General features: G+C 52.2%; 19 protein-coding genes. 7 read left to right on the forward strand and 12 right to left on the reverse strand.

All coding sequences use genetic code 11. From position 1 onward, the window contains the following. Positions 1-124 precede the first annotated feature (124 nt). The 3 genes from OGY68_RS14985 to OGY68_RS14995 all read left to right on the forward strand — a co-directional run bounded on the left by OGY68_RS14985 (position 125) and on the right by OGY68_RS14995 (position 5110). The gene (locus OGY68_RS14985; protein WP_057068072.1) at positions 125-1468 is read left to right on the forward strand and encodes a TolC family outer membrane protein; all 1344 of its coding nucleotides are present in this window, start codon (positions 125-127) and stop codon (positions 1466-1468) included. Positions 1469-1557: 89 nt separating this feature from the next. Beyond that, positions 1558-3750 carry a type I secretion system permease/ATPase gene (locus OGY68_RS14990; RefSeq protein WP_057068070.1) on the forward strand — a complete coding sequence of 731 codons (2193 nt, stop codon included), beginning with the start codon at positions 1558-1560 and terminating at the stop codon, positions 3748-3750. After that, positions 3737-5110, forward strand: coding sequence for an HlyD family type I secretion periplasmic adaptor subunit (locus OGY68_RS14995; protein WP_286617156.1), 1374 nt, complete (start codon positions 3737-3739; stop codon positions 5108-5110). The genes OGY68_RS14990 and OGY68_RS14995 overlap by 14 nt, the downstream gene beginning before the upstream one ends. Positions 5111-5151: 41 nt before the next feature. Here the strand turns inward: OGY68_RS14995 and OGY68_RS15000 are convergent, their stop codons facing one another. Next, entirely contained in the window at positions 5152-5757 is a 606-nt protein-coding gene (locus OGY68_RS15000; RefSeq protein WP_008785664.1) for a helix-turn-helix domain-containing protein, read from the reverse strand. 455 nt (positions 5758-6212) lie between these two features. On the opposite strand from OGY68_RS15000, the gene OGY68_RS15005 reads away from it, so the two are divergent. The 3 genes from OGY68_RS15005 (at position 6213) to mutS (ending at position 10284) form a co-directional block, all read left to right on the forward strand. Further along, positions 6213-6998: a winged helix-turn-helix domain-containing protein gene (locus OGY68_RS15005; protein ID WP_057068066.1), complete on the forward strand. Its 786-nt coding sequence runs from the start codon at positions 6213-6215 to the stop codon at positions 6996-6998. Further along, the gene (locus OGY68_RS15010; protein ID WP_057068063.1) at positions 6998-7510 is read left to right on the forward strand and encodes a YqeJ family protein; all 513 of its coding nucleotides are present in this window, start codon (positions 6998-7000) and stop codon (positions 7508-7510) included. Before OGY68_RS15005 ends, OGY68_RS15010 begins: the two co-directional genes overlap by 1 nt. 206 nt (positions 7511-7716) lie before the next feature. After that, positions 7717-10284: a DNA mismatch repair protein MutS gene (gene mutS, locus OGY68_RS15015; protein ID WP_008785667.1), complete on the forward strand. Its 2568-nt coding sequence runs from the start codon at positions 7717-7719 to the stop codon at positions 10282-10284. A gap of 92 nt (positions 10285-10376) precedes the next feature. Here mutS and OGY68_RS15020 read toward each other — a convergent pair whose 3' ends face one another. The 3 genes from OGY68_RS15020 to OGY68_RS15030 are packed head-to-tail and all read right to left on the reverse strand — an operon-like array spanning position 10377 to position 12644. Further along, positions 10377-10613, reverse strand: coding sequence for a non-oxidative hydroxyarylic acid decarboxylases subunit D (locus tag OGY68_RS15020; RefSeq protein WP_008785668.1), 237 nt, complete (start codon positions 10611-10613; stop codon positions 10377-10379). Positions 10614-10623: 10 nt separating this feature from the next. Continuing rightward, positions 10624-12051, reverse strand: a complete 1428-nt coding sequence (locus tag OGY68_RS15025; protein WP_003825816.1) for a non-oxidative hydroxyarylic acid decarboxylases subunit C — start codon at positions 12049-12051, stop codon at positions 10624-10626. Next, on the reverse strand, positions 12051-12644 hold the full coding sequence (locus OGY68_RS15030) for a non-oxidative hydroxyarylic acid decarboxylases subunit B (RefSeq protein WP_057068062.1): 594 nt from the start codon (positions 12642-12644) through the stop codon (positions 12051-12053). The genes OGY68_RS15025 and OGY68_RS15030 overlap by 1 nt, the downstream gene beginning before the upstream one ends. A 160-nt stretch (positions 12645-12804) precedes the next feature. Between OGY68_RS15030 and OGY68_RS15035 the strand changes: the two genes are divergently transcribed. After that, a complete protein-coding gene (locus OGY68_RS15035; RefSeq protein WP_020996296.1) occupies positions 12805-13209 on the forward strand; it encodes a MarR family winged helix-turn-helix transcriptional regulator in 405 nt (134 codons plus the stop codon). Positions 13210-13350: 141 nt separating this feature from the next. Here the strand turns inward: OGY68_RS15035 and rpoS are convergent, their stop codons facing one another. The 8 genes from rpoS to ftsB form a co-directional block, all read right to left on the reverse strand. Further along, positions 13351-14343 (reverse strand): RNA polymerase sigma factor RpoS, encoded by a 993-nt coding sequence (gene rpoS, locus OGY68_RS15040; protein ID WP_000081498.1) that lies wholly within the window; start codon positions 14341-14343, stop codon positions 13351-13353. A 62-nt stretch (positions 14344-14405) separates the two neighbouring features. Beyond that, on the reverse strand, positions 14406-15488 hold the full coding sequence (nlpD, locus tag OGY68_RS15045) for a murein hydrolase activator NlpD (protein WP_234412025.1): 1083 nt from the start codon (positions 15486-15488) through the stop codon (positions 14406-14408). A 184-nt stretch (positions 15489-15672) separates the two neighbouring features. Continuing rightward, positions 15673-16299, reverse strand: coding sequence for a protein-L-isoaspartate(D-aspartate) O-methyltransferase (locus OGY68_RS15050; protein ID WP_003034172.1), 627 nt, complete (start codon positions 16297-16299; stop codon positions 15673-15675). Beyond that, positions 16293-17054, reverse strand: a complete 762-nt coding sequence (gene surE / locus OGY68_RS15055) for a 5'/3'-nucleotidase SurE (RefSeq protein WP_003825728.1) — start codon at positions 17052-17054, stop codon at positions 16293-16295. Before surE ends, OGY68_RS15050 begins: the two co-directional genes overlap by 7 nt. Next, a complete protein-coding gene (gene truD / locus OGY68_RS15060; RefSeq protein WP_008785673.1) occupies positions 17035-18084 on the reverse strand; it encodes a tRNA pseudouridine(13) synthase TruD in 1050 nt (349 codons plus the stop codon). The genes surE and truD overlap by 20 nt, the downstream gene beginning before the upstream one ends. Then, positions 18081-18560: a 2-C-methyl-D-erythritol 2,4-cyclodiphosphate synthase gene (gene ispF / locus OGY68_RS15065; RefSeq protein ID WP_020996297.1), complete on the reverse strand. Its 480-nt coding sequence runs from the start codon at positions 18558-18560 to the stop codon at positions 18081-18083. Before ispF ends, truD begins: the two co-directional genes overlap by 4 nt. A gap of 66 nt (positions 18561-18626) precedes the next feature. Beyond that, positions 18627-19322, reverse strand: a complete 696-nt coding sequence (ispD, locus tag OGY68_RS15070; protein WP_003825722.1) for a 2-C-methyl-D-erythritol 4-phosphate cytidylyltransferase — start codon at positions 19320-19322, stop codon at positions 18627-18629. Between the two features lie 18 nt (positions 19323-19340). After that, positions 19341-19652: a cell division protein FtsB gene (gene ftsB / locus OGY68_RS15075; protein ID WP_003034163.1), complete on the reverse strand. Its 312-nt coding sequence runs from the start codon at positions 19650-19652 to the stop codon at positions 19341-19343. Positions 19653-19666: the final 14 nt, after the last annotated feature.

Here is a 19666-nt window from a genome sequence, read left to right on the forward strand (position 1 = left end):
ATAGCTGATTACAGCCATCAATTAAGACAATTCATATTTGTTAATTAATATAACGTGTTTGTAAAAATGGATGATAGCGACGACACCTGGATGTCATAACCGTGAGATATAGGGCATTCATGTCATGAAGAAGTTTTTAGTTTTTCTGCTTTCATGTTTTTCAATAAATGCAGTAAACGCAGAAGACTTACAAAATACCGTTAAAGATGCATTAGCGAATCATCCTGAAGTTAATGCTGCAATAAATAGCCGTTATTCCTCGGAGCAAGATCTGCGTGCGGCACAAGGTGGCTATTTGCCATCACTGAATTTAAATGCCGAGGCCGGGCGCAAAAATGTTGATGATGCAACTACCCGCGCTGCAGGACGCAATAACGGTCTGACTCAATCACCTAACGAGGCGACTATCAGCCTCGAGCAGAATGTGTTTAACGGCTTTGCGACCAACAGCGAAGTGGCGCGACAAAAAGCGACCGTTGACTCACGCGCCTATGGTGTGATGAACACCAGTGAAAGCACCGCTTATGCGGTGATTCAGGCCTATTTCGACGTGCTGCAACGCGAAGAGTTTGTGCGCCTTGCTGAAGACGATCTGGCGAACCACGAGCGCATTTACGACCAGATAAAACTGCGTACCGATCAGGGCGTTGGGCGCTCCGGGGATTTTATGCAGGCCGAAGCGCGTCTGGCGCAGGCGCGAAACAACCTGCTGACCGAGCAGACTAACCTTGAAGACGCGAAAACCACCTTTGTCAGCGTGACGGGCATGGATCCGCAGGGCTTAAGCCAGCCAGAGAGCATTGACTCTCAGCTGCCAACCTCGCTGGAAGATGCCAAAAGTCGGATGGAAAAAAATAATCCATTACTGAAGTCTGCCAATGCGGATATCGAAGCTGCGCACCAGCAGTATGAAGCGTCGAAATCCACCTTCTATCCACGTGTGGACGTTGAGCTTTCCCGCGGGATTAGCAACAACACCGATACCACCAGCGCACACACCGAAGAGTGGGAGGCGATGGTCAAACTGCATTACAACCTGTACCAGGGCGGCAGCGACAAAGCCAACATGAACTCCCGCGCTTATCTGCACAAGCAGGCTCAGGATGTACGTAATAACACACTGCGCCAGCTGAATCAGGAGCTGCGCCTGGCCTGGACCGCACTGCAAAACGCACGCGCTCAGCTTCCTTCGGCGGAAGAATATGCCGACCGCAGCGTCAAAGTGCGCACGGCTTATCAGGATCAATTTAGTCTTGGCGAGCGCACGCTGCTGGATTTACTCGATAGTGAAAATGAAGTGTTCTCCTCTAAACGCCGTCTTGTTGAATTACGTTATCTGGCCATGACCAGTGGCTATCGTATTAGCGAACGCACCGGGGAATTAATGAATATTCTAAAAATCACACCGCCGCCTTCAGGACAACCGGTAGATTCAGCAGAAGAAAATAGCTTACCGGAACTTCATTAATAATTATTAACCCCCAATAAATCTCTGACCTGCACGCTTATTATTAGCTTGCTATTATTTAACCGTGCACGGTCAGAATGGTTGCGAAAATGAGTGCACAAGCCGAATTATTAAATGACGTCCCTGAGAATTACGCTAACCCTAATTCTCAACATCACGACCCACGTAGCCATAATGACGACCCGTTATTAGATAGCTTACTGATTCTGTGTTCTCTGCACGGTAAACCGGCGAGTCGTTCAACATTAAGCAGTGGCCTGCCATTAGAAAACGATCGGCTCACGCTAAATATATTTCCACGCGCGGCAGCAAGGGCCGGTTTAAAGGCGCGAGTCGTCACGCGCACGCTCGATAAAATTCCGGCAATATCTCTGCCTGCTGTCTTGTTATTGAACGCGGGGGGTACCGGGGTGTTGTTGGCCTGGAACGATGACGGTAGCGCCCGTTTTATGCCCAGCGAAAGCGAAGGTGGGGAAATTTGCGTTGATGCTGCCACGCTTGAGCAAAACTATGCGGGCAAAGTCATTTTTGCGCATCCGCGCCACGAATTCGATTTGCAGGCAGAGGCCTTTTTGCCGCGCACCAAATCCTGGTTTAAAGACACGCTGAAACTGTCGCGTTTTCTGTATATGGATGCGGTATTGGCCAGTCTGTTAATCAACCTGATTGCGCTCGGCACACCGCTCTTTACCATGAATGTGTATGACCGCGTCGTGCCAAACCAGGCAACGGTCACACTATGGGTGCTGGCAGTTGGCATCTGCCTGGCTTTTGTCTTTGATCTGATTTTAAAAATGCTGCGCGGTATCTGCCTTGATATTGCAGGTAAGAAAAGCGATCTCATCATCTCTTCAACCCTGTTTGAGCGCATTGTCGGTATGGAGATGAAAGAGCGCCCGGCACGCGTGGGCAGCTTTGCACAAAACATTCACGAGTTTCAGTCACTGCGTGATTTCCTCTCATCCCTCACTTTGACGACGATTATCGATTTGCCCTTCACCCTGTTACTGCTGATTGTTATTGGCATTATCGGCGGCGCGCTGGCATGGATCCCGGTACTGACATTACCGATTGCCCTATTGTGCAGTTGGGCACTACAAAAGCCGGTCAACGCTGCTGTGGCAAAAACCATGAGCCTCGCCAGCGAACGTCAGGCGCTACTGATTGAAACCCTGAGCAGTCTGGATGCCATCAAAGTGAATAATGCCCAAAGCGAACGCCAGTTCCAGTGGGAACAAACGCTGGGCAGCCTGAGCCGTCTCGAACTGCGGGTGAAAACCTTGTCCAGCCTGGCCAGCAACCTTACCGGCTGGTTCCAGCAAATTTCAGGCGTGGTGATGATCATCGTCGGGGTGTACATGATTATCGACGGCAAACTGAGTATGGGTGGCTTGATCGCCTGCTACATGCTTAACGGCCGGGCACTCATGCCGCTGGGTCAGCTCACCGGCCTTATCGCCCGCTATCAGCAGGCGAAACTGACCATCAAAAACACTGAGAAAATGATGTCGCTGACGCAGGAGCGCCGTGCGGATGAAAACCCGCTCAAGCGTGAACAGTTACAGGGCAGCATTGAATTTCGCGATGTGGATTTCAGCTACCCGGAGCAACAAAACCTGTCGCTGCACAAAATTAACCTGACCATTCAGCCCGGTGAGCGCATCGGCATTATCGGACGCAGCGGTTCCGGTAAAAGTTCACTGAGTAAACTTATCGTCAATTTATACCAGCCGAGCGCCGGGAACCTGCTGATCGATGGTATCGACTCTCGCCAGCTGGATGTGAACGATCTGCGCCACAGCATCGGCTACGTGCCACAGGACATCCAGCTATTCAACGGCACGCTGCGCGATAACCTGCTGTGCGGAGCGCGCTATGTCGATGACGAAACCATGCTGCGAGCGGCAGAACTGGCTGGCGTCAACGAATTCGCACGCCTGCATCCCGACGGCTATAACCTGCAGGTCGGCGAACGCGGCTCCCAGCTTTCCGGCGGGCAACGGCAGGCGGTGGCGCTCGCGCGCGCACTGTTGCTTGATCCCCCTCTCCTGCTACTGGATGAACCCACCAGTTCGATGGACAACACCAGCGAAGAGAAGATCAAACACGCGCTGGCCCCCTGTATTGCGGGAAAAACGTTATTACTGGTCACGCACCGCGCTTCCATGCTGTCGCTGGTTGACCGTCTGATTATTGTTGATAAAGGTCGCATCATCGCAGACGGTCCGAAAGGGGTAGTGATGGATGCGTTGAAAAAGGGGCAAATTAATGCGTCTCGCTGATCTCCTGACTCGTGCCCGCAGCTATATGCAGCACTATTTTCGCGGTCGTGATGAAAATCAAACCGACAGTATTAATGAGGTTAGTCAGGCCATAATTGATGACGCCCCAAGAGTGATACGACTGACGTTGCGGGTGATCCTCGCGCTGGTGGTGCTGTCCTTCATCTGGGCTGGTTTTGCAAAAATTGATGAAGTGACACGCGGTGAAGGCAAAGCGATCCCTTCATCAAAACTGCAAAAAATCCAGAACCTGGAAGGGGGAATTGTCACCGAGCTGTACGTGCATGAAGGGCAAATCGTTAACGCCGGAACTCCACTACTGCACCTAGATGACACGCGCTTCGCCTCCAACGTGGGTGAAACTGAAGCCGACAAACTCGGTCTGCGCGCCAAAGTAGAACGCCTGACGGCGGAAGTTGAAAACCGGGACTTTGTGATTTCACACGAGATAGCCAGCCAGGCACCGGATGTCGCCCGAGGAGAAACCGAGCTGTACAACAGCCGTCGGGAACAATTTCACAACGAAATTTCCGGGCTCGAAGAACAGCTGGTGCAGAAAAAACAGGAGCTGCGCGACTTTGAGTCAAAGGAGGATCAGTTTAAGCACAGCCTCGGGTTAATCCGTCAGGAAATCAAAATGTCCGAGCCGCTGCTCGCTTCAGGCGCCATTTCAAAAGTCGAACTGCTGCGCCTGCGTCGTACCGAGGTGGAAACCGCCGGGCAGCTCAATTCTATTAGCCTGTCGCTCCCCAAGGCTACGTCAGAAATTAAAGAGATTGAGAATAAAATCGGTGAAAGCCGTGGCCGTTTCCAGAGCGATGCGCTGGCCCAACTCAATGAAGCTCGCACTAATCTGAGTAAAACCCAGGCAAGCGTTAAAGCACTGGAGGATCGGGTGAACCGTACCATGGTCACCTCACCGGTGCGGGGTATCGTCCAGCAGGTGATGGTGAATACTATCGGCGGCGTCATTCAACCGGGCAGCGATCTGGTGGAAATCGTTCCGCTGGATGACAAACTGTTAATCGAAGCCAAAATCCAGCCGCGCGATATCGCCTTCCTCCATCCGGGTCAACATGCGATGGTGAAATTTACCGCTTACGATTACACCATTTATGGCGGTCTGCAAGGCGAAGTAGTGCAGATAAGCCCGGACACCGTTACCGATAAGCAGGGGCGAAGCTTTTATATTGTGCGTTTGCAGACGGACAAAAATTACCTGGGAACAAAAGAGCATCCGATGCTGATCATTCCCGGCATGGTGGCGAGCGTCGATATTCTCACCGGCAAGAAAACGATTCTGAGCTACCTGTTAAAACCGATTATTCGCGCACGCGCGGAAGCACTCAGAGAACGTTGATCGGTTGCGCTCCCTTACATTTTGCCGGGGAGCGCATGATTTTATAACGGCGTGCAAAAAGAGAGCTTTCCACGATTCAGGGTGATTTTCCCGTCATTAACCAGCTCCTGTAACACCTTATGGATGGCACTACGTGAAATATGGTTACGGGTCAAAATAAAAGTATACACGGATGTTTTCTCGCGAACCTCTGGTTCCATCGACCAGATATATTTCACGTGTTCAATAATCTGCTCACGTATAGTGCGGTGCGACTGCAACGCCTCACGCTGAAAATAACGTTGAAGATGATGCGTTAAGATATCAAACGCCTGCTTCCATAAGTTTTTGGTCGTAAACAGGTGATCGGCATTTTGTACGCTCATCGCCCACATTTCACAATCGGTATCACAACGTAAATAGTGACCAGCCACTTCCGTACGCATTTGTGGCAGGCCGAGAATAGCAGGTGCAGAAATACTCACGGTGACTAAATCGTTTTCCACACGATAAACAGAGACAGTCCCTTTCTCCAGAAATAAGATTTGTCCATCGGTCTTCAAATCAATACGCTGACGTTTTTTACGTAACGACAGCCAGGCATTATCCGACTTCTTCATTTCATCGCCAACGAGCACTACAGCATTTTCAATTTCTTTCTGGAACATGGGACTCTCTACCGCAAATTATGGCTTAGTCAAAAAGATGGTTAAATTTACTCGGCACTAAAAATAAATGTCAGCTCGCAAACAAGCTGACATTTATTCCCATCTACATCTACCACCGGCATTCCCTGGTGCCATTGACGCGTTAAGGTTCATGCTGTTTTCGCGTGGTGGTGCCATGCAGTATATGGCGCTGTCCATAAAGAATTAATGGCAATCATCTTTGTCGACATTTTTTCATCTTTCTGTTCTTTGCAGAGTAGCCAAAAAGATACAATCAATTGATTTTAATGGATTTTATTTTCATTAAAAAGTTTTCATTCTTGTTATATTATGATACCAATTTGCAACACTTCGCGGTTCTCGCTGTGGAATCAGGTCCATGCTGGTGGTCTTTATAGGCTCAGTGGTATCATGACTAAACAACCACCAGACGCATCATCAAGAGTAGAGACAATATGTCTGAGACTGGCAATGTCAGTTATCTGATTGAAAATAGAATAATATTTACGCCAGCCACACAATGTCTGGCGCGGGTAGATCACCCCAATCAGCGGATAAAACTCAAACACTCAGCGTCGTTATGTCTTTTATTACTTATTCAACATCGCGGGCAAGTGGTTTCTCAAAACGAATTGCTGGAATTCGGTTGGGGTAAAAATCACCGGCAGGTGAGTTTCAACGCCTTTTATCAAAGCATTCTCTCGTTGCGTAAAAGCTTACTGCAGCTGGAGCTTGAACAACCGCTGATCACAACGATCCCCCGCAAAGGGCTGATCATTCAAGAAGAGTTTGATATTCAGGTCATTGAAACACCGGAGGAGAACTCTGCTTCTGCTGAAGAATCCTTAGCGCCAGATGCCACCATTGAGGAATTTTTGGCTGACACACCGCGTCAACCTTTGATAACGGCTGCAGAAACAGTAATGTTGGCACTTACCCTGATAATTTGTGTGCTGATATTATATCCATGGAAAGCCAGCGATGATTATTTCTCCGGCTATATCACTGCGGATAAAGCACCCACTGGCTGTCAGTATTATTTCAATAACGATGCCAGTAATTTCTCCCGGCATACCGCGTTTATCGACAAAAACCCAGGACTGTGTCAGAGCCATAAATTTATCTATATCACGACCTATCCTGAGTCTAAGAAACTGTCCGTGCTGGTGTGTCGCTCACCGATAAAAGCCAGGCAAGAAAATGCCTGTCAGTCGGTATATTACCCACGGTATGATAGCTAATGAACTTATATCCCCGAACGTCCCGCATCCAGACAGGTATTATCCTGCTGTTTTGTTTTGCTGCGCTTATTCTTACTGTCGTCTATCGGTACAGTAAGAACAATGGCGAGTTACATGATCTCACCTGCCGCTCTGCCATCGAAATTGTACGCAATACAAGCTCGTTCCGAGGGATTATTGATATTAAAACCGGGGGCAGTAAAGGTATTGTGAATATTGATGGTATTATCAAAGATGCCGAAAATAATGAGCAAACCGTGCAACGCATGGTACTTTTTACACAATCCAGCTACGGCTCAAGCCCGGTTTGGATTTCACAGAAAATCCAAATTTCCAATCGCGAAACAGCTCCCGCCAGCCTTATTCAGGAACTCCTCCCCGATTTTTTCCTGACCAACACCAGCGTATCCAACGTCGATTTTTTTGCACTGAACAGCGCGACATACCTGATTACCAAAGAGGGGATCCCCTATCTGTACTGCCAGAATTATGCTTTGCCGGAAAATGAATAATCAATAAGCGTTCTGGCGGCAAAACCTACGGATGAATCTCAGTCGTTGTCGGTGATAAGATAGACCATTCAGGTCGAGCCAACGCTCGTCGTTACTGCCCATCAGGCGGCTTTCGAATGACAAATTTGTGGGTTTATGTGAGTTTCCAGGGGCTCACGTGAGACTGCCCAGGTCCCCAAAAAGATTAAAAAAAGAGCAAAAGCGATATGAAAGAGTCACTTGATACGGACTTCACGAACCACACCCCAATGATGCAGCAGTATCTCAAGCTGAAAGCCCAGCACCCGGAGATACTGTTGTTTTACCGCATGGGCGACTTTTACGAACTGTTTTATGACGATGCGAAACGTGCGTCTCAGCTGCTTGATATTTCCCTGACCAAACGCGGCGCGTCTGCGGGCGAGCCAATCCCGATGGCGGGCATTCCTCACCATGCGGTAGAAAACTACCTCGCCAAGCTGGTCAACCAGGGTGAATCCGTCGCTATTTGTGAACAGATTGGCGATCCGGCGACCAGCAAAGGTCCGGTCGAGCGCAAAGTGGTGCGTATCGTCACGCCAGGCACCATCAGTGATGAAGCGCTGTTACAGGAACGCCAGGACAACCTGCTGGCCGCTATCTGGCAGGACAGTAAAGGTTATGGTTACGCAACGCTGGATATCAGCTCCGGGCGTTTTCGTGTTAGCGAACCCGCCGACCGCGAGACCATGGCCGCAGAATTGCAGCGCACCAATCCCGCTGAACTGTTGTATGCCGAAGATTTCGCTGAAACCTCACTGATTGAGGGACGTCGCGGATTACGTCGTCGTCCACTATGGGAATTTGAAATCGATACCGCTCGCCAGCAGCTAAACCTGCAGTTTGGCACGCGGGATCTGATTGGCTTTGGCGTAGAAAACGCCCCGCGTGGATTATGCGCGGCTGGCTGCCTGCTGCAATACGTAAAAGATACCCAGCGTACCTCGCTGCCGCATATTCGTTCCATCACCATGGAACGTCAGCAGGACAGCATCATTATGGATGCCGCCACGCGCCGCAATCTGGAAATTACCCAGAACCTGGCGGGCGGTGTTGAAAACACGCTGGCTTCAGTACTCGACTGCACCGTGACGCCGATGGGCAGCCGTATGCTCAAGCGCTGGCTGCATATGCCGGTCCGCGACACCAAAGTCCTCACTGAGCGCCAACAGACCATCGGCGCGCTACAGGATTCCACTGATGAATTGCAACCCGTGCTGCGTCAGGTCGGCGATCTGGAACGTATCCTGGCACGTCTGGCCCTGCGTACCGCGCGTCCGCGCGATCTGGCCCGTATGCGTCATGCATTCCAGCAATTACCGGAACTGCGCGCACAACTGGAAAGCGTAGACAGTGCCCCCGTACAGATGCTGCGCGAGAAAATGGGTGAGTTTGCTGAGCTGCGTGAACTGCTGGAACGTGCCGTAGTGGAAGCTCCACCTGTGCTGGTTCGCGACGGTGGCGTCATCGCCCCCGGCTATAACGAAGAACTGGACGAGTGGCGAGCGCTGGCTGATGGCGCAACTGACTATCTGGACAGACTGGAAATCCGTGAGCGCGAGCGCACCGGCCTTGATACGCTGAAGGTTGGGTTTAACGCCGTTCACGGCTACTACATTCAGATCAGTCGCGGGCAAAGTCATCTGGCGCCGATTAACTATGTGCGTCGCCAGACGCTGAAAAACGCCGAACGCTACATTATTCCGGAGCTGAAGGAGTACGAAGACAAAGTTCTGACATCAAAAGGCAAAGCGCTGGCGCTGGAAAAACAGCTGTACGATGAGCTGTTCGACATGCTGCTGCCGCACCTGGCTGATTTGCAACAAAGCGCCAGCGCGCTGGCAGAGCTGGACGTACTGGTCAACCTTGCGGAACGCGCTTATACCCTGAATTACACCTGCCCGACCTTCACCGACAAGCCTGGTATTCGTATTACCGAGGGACGTCATCCGGTGGTTGAACAGGTGCTGACCGAGCCGTTTATCGCCAACCCACTAAACCTCTCGCCTCAGCGACGGATGCTGATTATCACCGGCCCGAACATGGGGGGTAAAAGTACCTATATGCGCCAGACTGCGTTAATTGCGCTGCTGGCCTACATCGGCAGCTACGTTCCGGCGCAGAAAGTGGAGATCGGGCCTATCGACCGCATCTTTACCCGCGTGGGCGCGGCGGATGATCTGGCCTCCGGTCGTTCTACCTTCATGGTAGAAATGACCGAAACCGCCAACATTCTGCATAACGCCACCGAGAACAGCCTGGTGCTGATGGATGAGATTGGACGCGGCACCTCCACCTACGACGGCCTGTCGCTGGCGTGGGCGTGCGCTGAAAATCTGGCCAATAAAATCAAAGCATTAACGTTGTTTGCCACCCACTACTTCGAACTGACTCAGTTACCGGAGAAAATGGAAGGCGTCGCGAATGTGCATCTGGATGCGTTAGAGCACGGCGATACCATCGCCTTCATGCACAGCGTACAGGATGGTGCGGCGAGCAAGAGCTATGGTCTGGCAGTAGCAGCCCTGGCAGGCGTGCCGAAAGAGGTTATTAAACGCGCGCGGCAAAAACTGCGCGAACTGGAAAGCATCGCGCCGAATGTTGCTGCGACCCAGGTCGACGGCACACAGATGTCGCTCCTGTCAGCTCCGGAAGAAACGTCGCCCGCCGTTGAAGCACTGGAAAATCTCGACCCGGATTCGCTAACGCCTCGCCAGGCGCTGGAGTGGATCTACCGGTTGAAGAGTCTGGTGTAACGCCGTAAAGCCCGATGGTGATACGCTTATCGGGCCTATAAAATATCACTATATGTAGGCCGGGTAAGGCAAAGCCGCACCCGGCGTGTTGATTAGCGCTTATCTTCTGCCAGTAGCGGTGGAATACTCGGCACCATCGGTGCGTCATCAATATCCTTCTGCGTCATGCGAAACGCTTGCGGATAGTGCTCGCGGCTGGTACGGCGTAGCGGCTCAGTATCACGCCAGGTGTATAGACAATGCTGGCACTGATATACCGTCCAGATACCTTTTACCGGCGAGTTTGCCATCATTTCAATATGTTCATCGGCACAACGTGGACAAATCATCTGCTACTCCTTATTTACGGTTGGCCAGCATGGCGGTCAGTTTTTCTGCCCAGGCTTTCGTTTCCGGTAAATCACATACCGGCTGGCTGTAGTGCCCACGGTTATCCGGCGCAACCGGCGTGGTCGCATCAATAATTAACTTGTCGGTAATCCCCGCCGGACTGGAACCCGGATCAAGCTCCAGCACCGACATATTCGGCAATTGCACCAGATCGCCCGCCGGATTGACCTTCGAAGACAGCGCCCACATCACCTGCGGCAGGTTGAACGGATCAACATCCTCATCAACCATAATCACCATTTTCACGTAACCCAGGCCATGCGGCGTCGTCATTGCGCGCAGCCCCACCGCGCGGGCAAAGCCGCCGTAGCGTTTTTTGGTGGAGATAATTGCAAGCAAACCGTGGGTATACATGGCATTCACCGCCTGCACCTCCGGGAATTCGGCTTTCAACTGTTGATACAGCGGTACGCAGGTTGCCGGACCCATCAGGTAGTCAATCTCCGTCCACGGCATCCCCAGATACAGCGATTCAAAAATAGGTTTGGTGCGATAAGAGACTTTATCGATACGCACGACCGTCATATTACGTCCACCGGAATAGTGTCCGGTAAACTCGCCAAACGGCCCTTCGATTTCACGCTTACGGCTTTCAATTACCCCTTCGAGGATCACTTCTGAACCCCATGGCACGTCAAAGCCGGTGAGCGGCGCGGTAGCGATCGGATACGGACTTTCACGCAGCGCTCCCGCCATTTCGTATTCCGACTGATCGTACTTCAGCGGCGTGGCCCCCATCAGGGTGATGATCGGATCGTTACCCAGCGTGATGGCAATCGGCAGATCTTCACCGCGCTCTTCGGCTTTATGCAGGTGCAGCGCGATATCGTGCATCGGCACCGGCTGCAGGCCAAGCTTGCGTTTGCCCTTCACTTCCATACGATAAATGCCGACGTTCTGTTTGCCAAAGTTGTCCGGATCCAGCGGATCGCGCGACACCACGCAGGCTTTATCAAGATAGAAACCGCCGTCGCCATCGTTCAGGCGAAACAGCGGCAGAATATCAAACAGGTTGATCTCATCACCATCAACACAGTTTTCAGCCCACGCCGGATTGGCGCGACGCTCCGGCGTAACCGGAAATTTATCCCAACGGCGAATAAACTCATCAATCTGTTTTTTCACCGGGGTATTTGGCGGCAGGCCTAAAGAGATGGCGTGATTCTGCCACGAACCAATTGTGTTCATCGCCACGCGGGCATCGGTAAAACCACGAATATTGTCAAACCACAGCGCTGGCGCACCGTCACCAATGCGTCCGGTCGCATTGGCTGCCGCAGCCAGATCCGGCTCGGCGTTAACTTCTTCACTAATTTTCAGCAATTGCCCCTGGTCATCCAGCGCCTGTAAAAAGCTGCGCAAATCATCAAATGCCATTATTCATTCTCCTGTGAAAAATTCTGCGCCTGCCGTAAACCCTGCCAGCGACGGGCGTTGGGGTGTTCCAGACCAAACTGATCGAGCACACGCGCAACGATATGCTGCGTAATGTCATCGACCGTTTGCGGGTGGTTGTAATACGCGGGCATCGGCGGGACCATCGCCACGCCCATGCGGGAAAGTGCGAGCATGTTTTCCAGATGAATCGTGCTAAGCGGCATTTCACGCGGAACCAGAACCAGCTTGCGCCCTTCTTTCAGCACCACATCAGCAGCGCGCCCCACCAGCCCTTCCGCGTAGCCTGCACGAATACCGGCCAGCGTTTTCATACTGCAGGGGATAATGATCATGCCGTCAGTACGAAACGATCCAGAGGAGATGGTCGCTGCCTGATCCGCCGGGTTGTGGCAATAATCGGCCAACGCGGACACATCACGGACGCTGTACGGTGTTTCCAGTTCAATAGTGGTTTTGGCCCACTTTGACAGCACCAGATGGGTTTCCACCTCGGGCATTTCCCGCAGCGCCTGCAATAGCGACACACCAAGGGGCGCACCGGTTGCCCCGGTCATTCCGACAATCAGTCTCATTTAGTCTCTCGATTTTTGTTCGTGTACGAACGTTTTGATTAAAATACTCTCACATAACATTTCGGGCAAGGTCATCGAGCACAGATCGCTAAAGCCGCAATTGTTAAAAAAAGATGCGTAACCCGCTATGATAGAGACTGACAGGAATTCCGGAGCGCTCATGCCGTTACGAAATAAAGCATTTCACCTTTTACGTCAGCTCTTCCAGCAGCATACGTCCCGCTGGCAACATGAATTACCGGATCTGACCAAACCACAGTATGCGGTAATGCGCGCCATTGCTGAACGTCCCGGCATTGAGCAGGTTGACCTGACCGAAGCCGCAGTCTGTACCAAGGCAACCCTTGCGGAAATGCTGAGCCGAATGGAAAAACGGGAGCTGGTCAGGCGTGAACATGACCCGGCAGATAAGCGTCGACGGTTTGTTTATTTGACCGCGCAAGGAGAAGCATTACTGGCCAGCGCAACTCCGTTAGGCGATAGCGTGGATGATGAGTTTCTGGGGCGATTATCTGATGAAGAACGTGAGCAGTTCACACGTCTGGTGCGTAAGATGATGAACTAATCTGCCGGATGGCGACATAAATGTCTTATCCGCCTACAAAGTCCTGCTCCCCATAGGCCTGATAAACGCAGTGCCATCAGGCAACAAACATAGAAAAAGGCCAGTCCCAATGAGACTGGCCTTTCTTGATAGAACTTGTGCTTACTCGCGGAAAAGCGCTTCGATATTCAGTCCCTGAGTCTGCAGGATTTCACGCAGACGACGCAGACCTTCGACCTGAATCTGGCGAACACGTTCACGGGTGAGACCAATTTCACGGCCCACATCTTCCAGTGTCGCAGCTTCGTACCCCAGCAGACCAAAACGACGTGCCAGCACTTCACGCTGTTTGGCGTTCAGTTCGAACAGCCATTTGACGATGCTCTGTTTCATATCATCGTCTTGCGTGGTGTCTTCCGGGCCGTTTTCCTTTTCATCGGCCAGAATATCCAGCAACGCTTTTTCGGAATCGCCACCCAGCGGGGTGTCTACCGAGGTAATACGCTCGTTGAGTCGGAGCATACGGCTGACGTCATCAACCGGTTTATCCAGTTGTTCAGCAATCTCTTCTGCGCTCGGTTCGTGGTCCAGTTTATGCGACAACTCACGCGCGGTACGCAGATAGACGTTCAGCTCTTTTACAATATGAATCGGCAGTCGGATCGTACGGGTTTGGTTCATAATCGCCCGTTCGATCGTCTGGCGGATCCACCAGGTTGCGTATGTTGAGAAGCGGAACCCGCGTTCCGGGTCAAACTTCTCGACTGCACGGATCAGTCCCAGATTGCCCTCTTCAATCAGGTCCAGCAATGCCAGACCACGATTGCCATAACGACGAGCAATTTTCACCACCAGACGCAGGTTACTTTCAATCATGCGACGGCGAGAAGCGACATCCCCACGCAGTGCGCGACGCGCAAAATAAACTTCTTCTTCGGCTGTTAACAGTGGTGAATAACCAATCTCACCAAGGTAAAGCTGAGTCGCGTCCAACACACGCTGTGTGGCCCCCTGCGATAACAGCTCTTCTTCAGCCAGGTCGTTATCACTGGGTTCCTCTTCACTCAAGGCTTTTTCATCAAAAGCCTCTACTCCGTTCTCATCAAATTCCGCATCTTCATTTAAATCATGAACTTTCAGCGTATTCTGACTCATAAAGGTGGCTCCTACCCGTGATCCCTAACGGAACTAGCACGTGAAAGCCTGGTTCCGCCGAATTATCGCTGCGGTAAATAGCGCAGCGGGTTTACGGATTTCCCCTTGTAACGAATTTCAAAATGCAAGCGTGTTGAACTGGTTCCGGTGCTACCCATGGTAGCTATTTTCTGCCCCGCCTTGATTTCTTGTTGTTCCCGGACCAGCATTGTATCGTTATGGGCGTAGGCACTCAGGTAATCATCGTTATGTTTGATGATAATAAGATTACCGTAACCGCGCAGTGCGTTACCGGCATATACGACGCGTCCATCTGCGGTCGCGACAATAGCCTGTCCTTTACTGCCTGCAATATCGATCCCTTTATTGCCACCTTCAGTAGCCGCGAAGTTTTCGATTACTTTGCCGTCAGTCGGCCAGCGCCAGGTAGAGATTGGCGAGCTGGTTGACGTTGAGCTTGCAGTTGATTCGGTTGCGCTAACTGCTGGAGCCGTTACAGGCGCTGTGACAACGGTCCCAGCAGGCTTGTTGTTCGGCAACATTTTATTAGCACTTTGTTCACCTGAATCCTCAGAATACGTAATTGTTGGTTTCGAAGCAACAGCAACGGTGGAATTTTGTGCAGGGTTGGTCACAACTCCTTGCTGTGCTGCATCCGCCTGGGTGATGGCATTCCCACCAGTAATCGGTGTACCCGACGCGTTGCCCACTTGCAGAGTTTGACCGACATTCAGGCCATACGGGGCCGGAACGTTATTGCGTTGTGCGAGATCACGGAAATCGTTCCCGGTAATCCAGGCGATATAGAAAAGGGTATCGCCTTTCTTAACAGTATAGGTACTGCCGCCCGTATAGCTACCTTTCGGAATGTTCCCATACTTACGGTTGTACACAATACGACCGTTTTCCATCTGAACAGGCTGTTCCGCGACAGGCTGGATCTGTGTTGACTGTGTGGTCGGACGCTGCACTGGCTGGATCTGTGGCGTTTGCTGTACTGTCGACGTCGAGCCCATTTTTGGTGGAGGCGTAATCAGCATGCCGGAATTGGTGTTCGTTGATGTACCGCCATCAACGGAACTGACCGGTGCAGGTGGATTCGAGGTATTTGAACAACCTGCCAGCCATAATGAAACCAGTGACAATGCCGCAATGCGGCGAACGGTAAATTTGTGGCTTCCCGCGCTCATTTATCCCCCAGGAAAATTTGGTTAAAACCAGTGACGTAATCACCGTGCAAGGCATCGGACTGGGCACTGGAAACGTGACCACGATACGCTTACTAATTCCAGAATATCCAGGAAAACTCCAGGTATTCAGAGCCAGTATCTACGCAAGCTCCCCTTTTACTAAGGGAACGAAACGTACGGCCTCCACGGTATCGATAATAAATTCGCCTCCCCGACGACGCACCCGTTTCAGAAACTGGTGCTCGTCGCCCACGGGTAAGACGAGAATACCGCCTTCATCCAACTGCATCATTAGCGCAGTTGGAATCTCAGGCGGCGCTGCCGTAACAATGATAGCGTCAAACGGGGCTCGCGCTTGCCAGCCCTGCCATCCATCACCATGACGGGTAGAAACATTATGTAAATCAAGCTGTTTAAGTCGACGACGCGCCTGCCACTGCAAACCTTTAATGCGCTCAACAGAGCACACATGATGCACCAGGTGCGCCAGAATCGCCGTTTGGTAGCCAGAGCCGGTACCAATTTCCAGCACCCGGGACTGCGGCGTTAACTCAAGCAGCTCGGTCATCCGCGCAACCATATAGGGCTGCGAAATCGTCTGCCCCTGACCAATCGGCAGAGCAATATTGTCCCAGGCCTTATGTTCAAACGCCTCATCAATGAATTTTTCACGCGGCACGGCGGCAAGTGCATCGAGAACAAGCTCATCTCTGATGCCCTGCGCACGTAATTGTTCAAGAAGAGTGTGTACGCGTCTGCTTACCATTGCGTGTCGGCTCCCACGCTGTCTAACCAGTCAGAAACAACTTCATGCGCGCCATATGCGGTTAAATCGACATGCAGCGGCGTAATGGAAACATAGCCTTCATCGACGGCGGCAAAATCTGTATCCGGTCCGGCGTCGCACTTTTCGCCCGGCGGCCCGATCCAGTACAGCGTATTACCGCGCGGGTCCTGCTGTGGTATCACCTGATCCGCAGGATGGCGGCTACCGCAGCGGGTGACGCGGATACCTTTAATCTGATCCAGCGGTAAATCCGGCACGTTGATATTCAAAATGCGCCCGGTGCGCAGCGGTTCGCGACTCAGCGCCCGTAAGATACGGCAGGTTACTGCGGCAGCAGTATCGTAGTGTTTATGCCCATCAAGTGAGACCGCCAGCGCAGGAAAGCCCAGGTGACGACCTTCCATCGCCGCCGCAACGGTACCGGAATAGATAACATCATCGCCCAGATTAGGACCTGCGTTAATACCAGACACAACAATGTCCGGACGCGGACGCATTAATGCGTTCACGCCCAGATAGACGCAATCGGTAGGTGTACCCATTTGTACGGCGATATCACCGTTATCATAGGTGAACGTGCGAAGTGAGGATTCCAGCGTCAGCGAGTTAGACGCGCCACTGCGGTTACGATCCGGGGCAACCACCTGTACGTCAGCAAACTCACGCAGCGCTTTCGCCAGCGTTTGTATACCGGGTGCGTGGACCCCATCATCGTTACTCAGCAATATACGCATAATCACCCATTGTGTTAATAAGTTCCCTTACAACACTGGTGGCGAAGCTACCTGCCGGTAGCCAGAAACGTAACTCAACGGTTACGTCATCCCACCAGTTCCAGCTTAATTGTTGTGGATACAGCAACATAGCACGACGCGATGCGTCGACTTTCTCGCGCAACAACAGCGACTGCAGCGCGGTTTCATCAGCAATAGCGGCTTCTTCAAACGCCAGCGCGTCGCGCTGAGTTCCCCACTCACCGCTGCCCGGTAATGCTGCTGTAATCATCAATTCTTTATCATCGACGCGACGCTGTAATTCGGTTTGTTCTTCCTGCGTGGCGACAAACCAACTTCCGCGTCCCGACAATTGTAGCGCATCGCCGTCAACAACTTGATTAAAGTCTGTTTTTTTCAAGCGTTCACTGACTATCTGATTAAACAACGCACTACGGGCCGCCGACAACCAAAAACTGCGCTTATTGCGATCGCGCACCGGCGCATCGCTTTGCGCCCAACGCAGCGCCCCTTGCAGGTTGCTGCCGCCAATACCAAAACGCTGAGCGCCAAAATAGTTCGGTACGCCGCGCTCGCTAATCGCCTGCAAACGCGCTTCAACGTCATTTCGCTCGCTCACTTCACGCAGCACCAGCGTAAATTCGTTGCCTTTCAGCGCCCCTAAACGCAGCTTACGCTTGTGGCGCGCGTACTCCAGCACTTTACAGCCTTCAAGCTCAAATTTGCTTAAATCAGGCATCGCATTGCCGGGTACGCGCGCGCACAGCCACTGTTCCGTGACCGCATGCTTATCTTTCTGCCCGGCAAAGCTCACTTCGCGGGCATGAATTTTCAGGAACTTCGCCAGCGCGTCAGCCACAAAACGGGTATTACAGCCGTTTTTCAAAATGCGCACCAGAACGTGCTCGCCTTCGCCATCCGGTTCGAAGCCTAAATCTTCGACGACGACAAAGTCTTCCGGATTCGCTTTCAGGACGCCATGGCCCAGTGGTTTGCCATGGAGATACGTCAGATCTTCAAACGCAGTCATTTCGTTGCCTTAAGGAGTAGCGCCACCGCTTCACAGGCAATCCCTTCCCCACGCCCGGTAAAACCGAGTTTTTCCGTGGTGGTCGCTTTCACGTTAACATCATCCATATGGCAGCCGAGATCTTCGGCAATAAACACGCGCATCTGCGGAATGTGCGGCAGCATCTTCGGCGCCTGAGCAATAATCGTCACATCCACATTACCAAGCGTATAGCCTTTAGCCTGAATACGCCGCCAGGCTTCACGTAATAATTCACGGCTATCTGCACCTTTAAAGGCCGGGTCGGTGTCCGGGAAGAGTTTACCGATATCCCCCAGCGCAGCCGCGCCCAGCAGTGCATCGGTTAACGCGTGTAACGCCACGTCGCCATCAGAATGCGCCAGCAATCCTTTTTCATACGGGATGCGCACACCACCAATGATAATTGGGCCAACTCCGCCAAAAGCGTGTACGTCGAAACCGTGTCCAATTCGCATTATGCCTTCTCCTGATATACACAGCATCCTGCAGGCTGCCTCGTTGCAGCGTGAAGGATGAGGTGTCTAGATAGTTCGGGTCAGATAAAATTCCGCCAGCGCCAGGTCTTCCGGGCGGGTGACTTTGATGTTGTCAGCGCGTCCTTCGACCAGCAGCGGATGAAAACCGCAATATTCAAGCGCCGAGGCTTCGTCCGTAATGGTTGCGCCTTCGTTTAGCGCACGGGTCAGACAGTCATGCAACAGCTCGCGAGGGAAAAACTGCGGCGTCAACGCATGCCATAAATCGGTGCGATCGACCGTATGGGCGATGTCTGTTCGGCCCGGCTCCGCGCGTTTCATCGTGTCGCGCACCGGCGCGGCAAGGATCCCACCGATGCGGCTGGTTTCACTTATTGCCAGCAAACGAGATAAATCTTCCTGATGCAGACACGGACGCGCGGCATCATGCACCAGAACCCAACTGGCCTCACCTGCGGCTTGCAAACCAGCAAGGACAGAATCGGCACGCTCGTTGCCACCATCCACCACGGTAATTTGCGGGTGCGCTGCGAGTGGAAGTTGGGCAAAGCGACTGTCGCCTGGGCTAATAGCGATGACGACTCGCGTCACCCGGGGATGAGCCAGCAGCGCATCAACCGAGTGTTCGAGAATGGTTTTATTGCCAATAGAGAGGTACTGCTTAGGACACTCTGTTTGCATTCGGCGGCCAAACCCGGCAGCCGGCACCACGGCGCAAACGTCCATTAAAGTGGCTGCCATGTTAAATCCCTGGACGGTTTATCGATTGTTTTGCCCTGCAGTCTGAGCGCGTTTAGACGCGTCAGGCACCAGACGATAAAAGGTTTCGCCTGGCTTAGTCATACTGAGTTCGTTACGCGCGCGCTCTTCGATAGCCTCTTGCCCGCCATTGAGATCGTCAATTTCGGCAAAAAGCTGATCGTTACGCGCTTTCAGTTTCGCGTTTGTAGCTTGCTGCGCCGCAACATCATCGTTGACGCGACTATAGTCATGTATGCCGTTCTTACCGAACCACAGCGAATACTGTAGCCAGACTAATAAAGCCAGCAACAGCAACGTAAGTTTACCCATCCTGCCCCCTGAAA

Origin of the sequence: Citrobacter sp. Cpo065, from assembly GCF_030332805.1 — a bacterium.
Classification (GTDB): domain Bacteria; phylum Pseudomonadota; class Gammaproteobacteria; order Enterobacterales; family Enterobacteriaceae; genus Citrobacter; species Citrobacter portucalensis.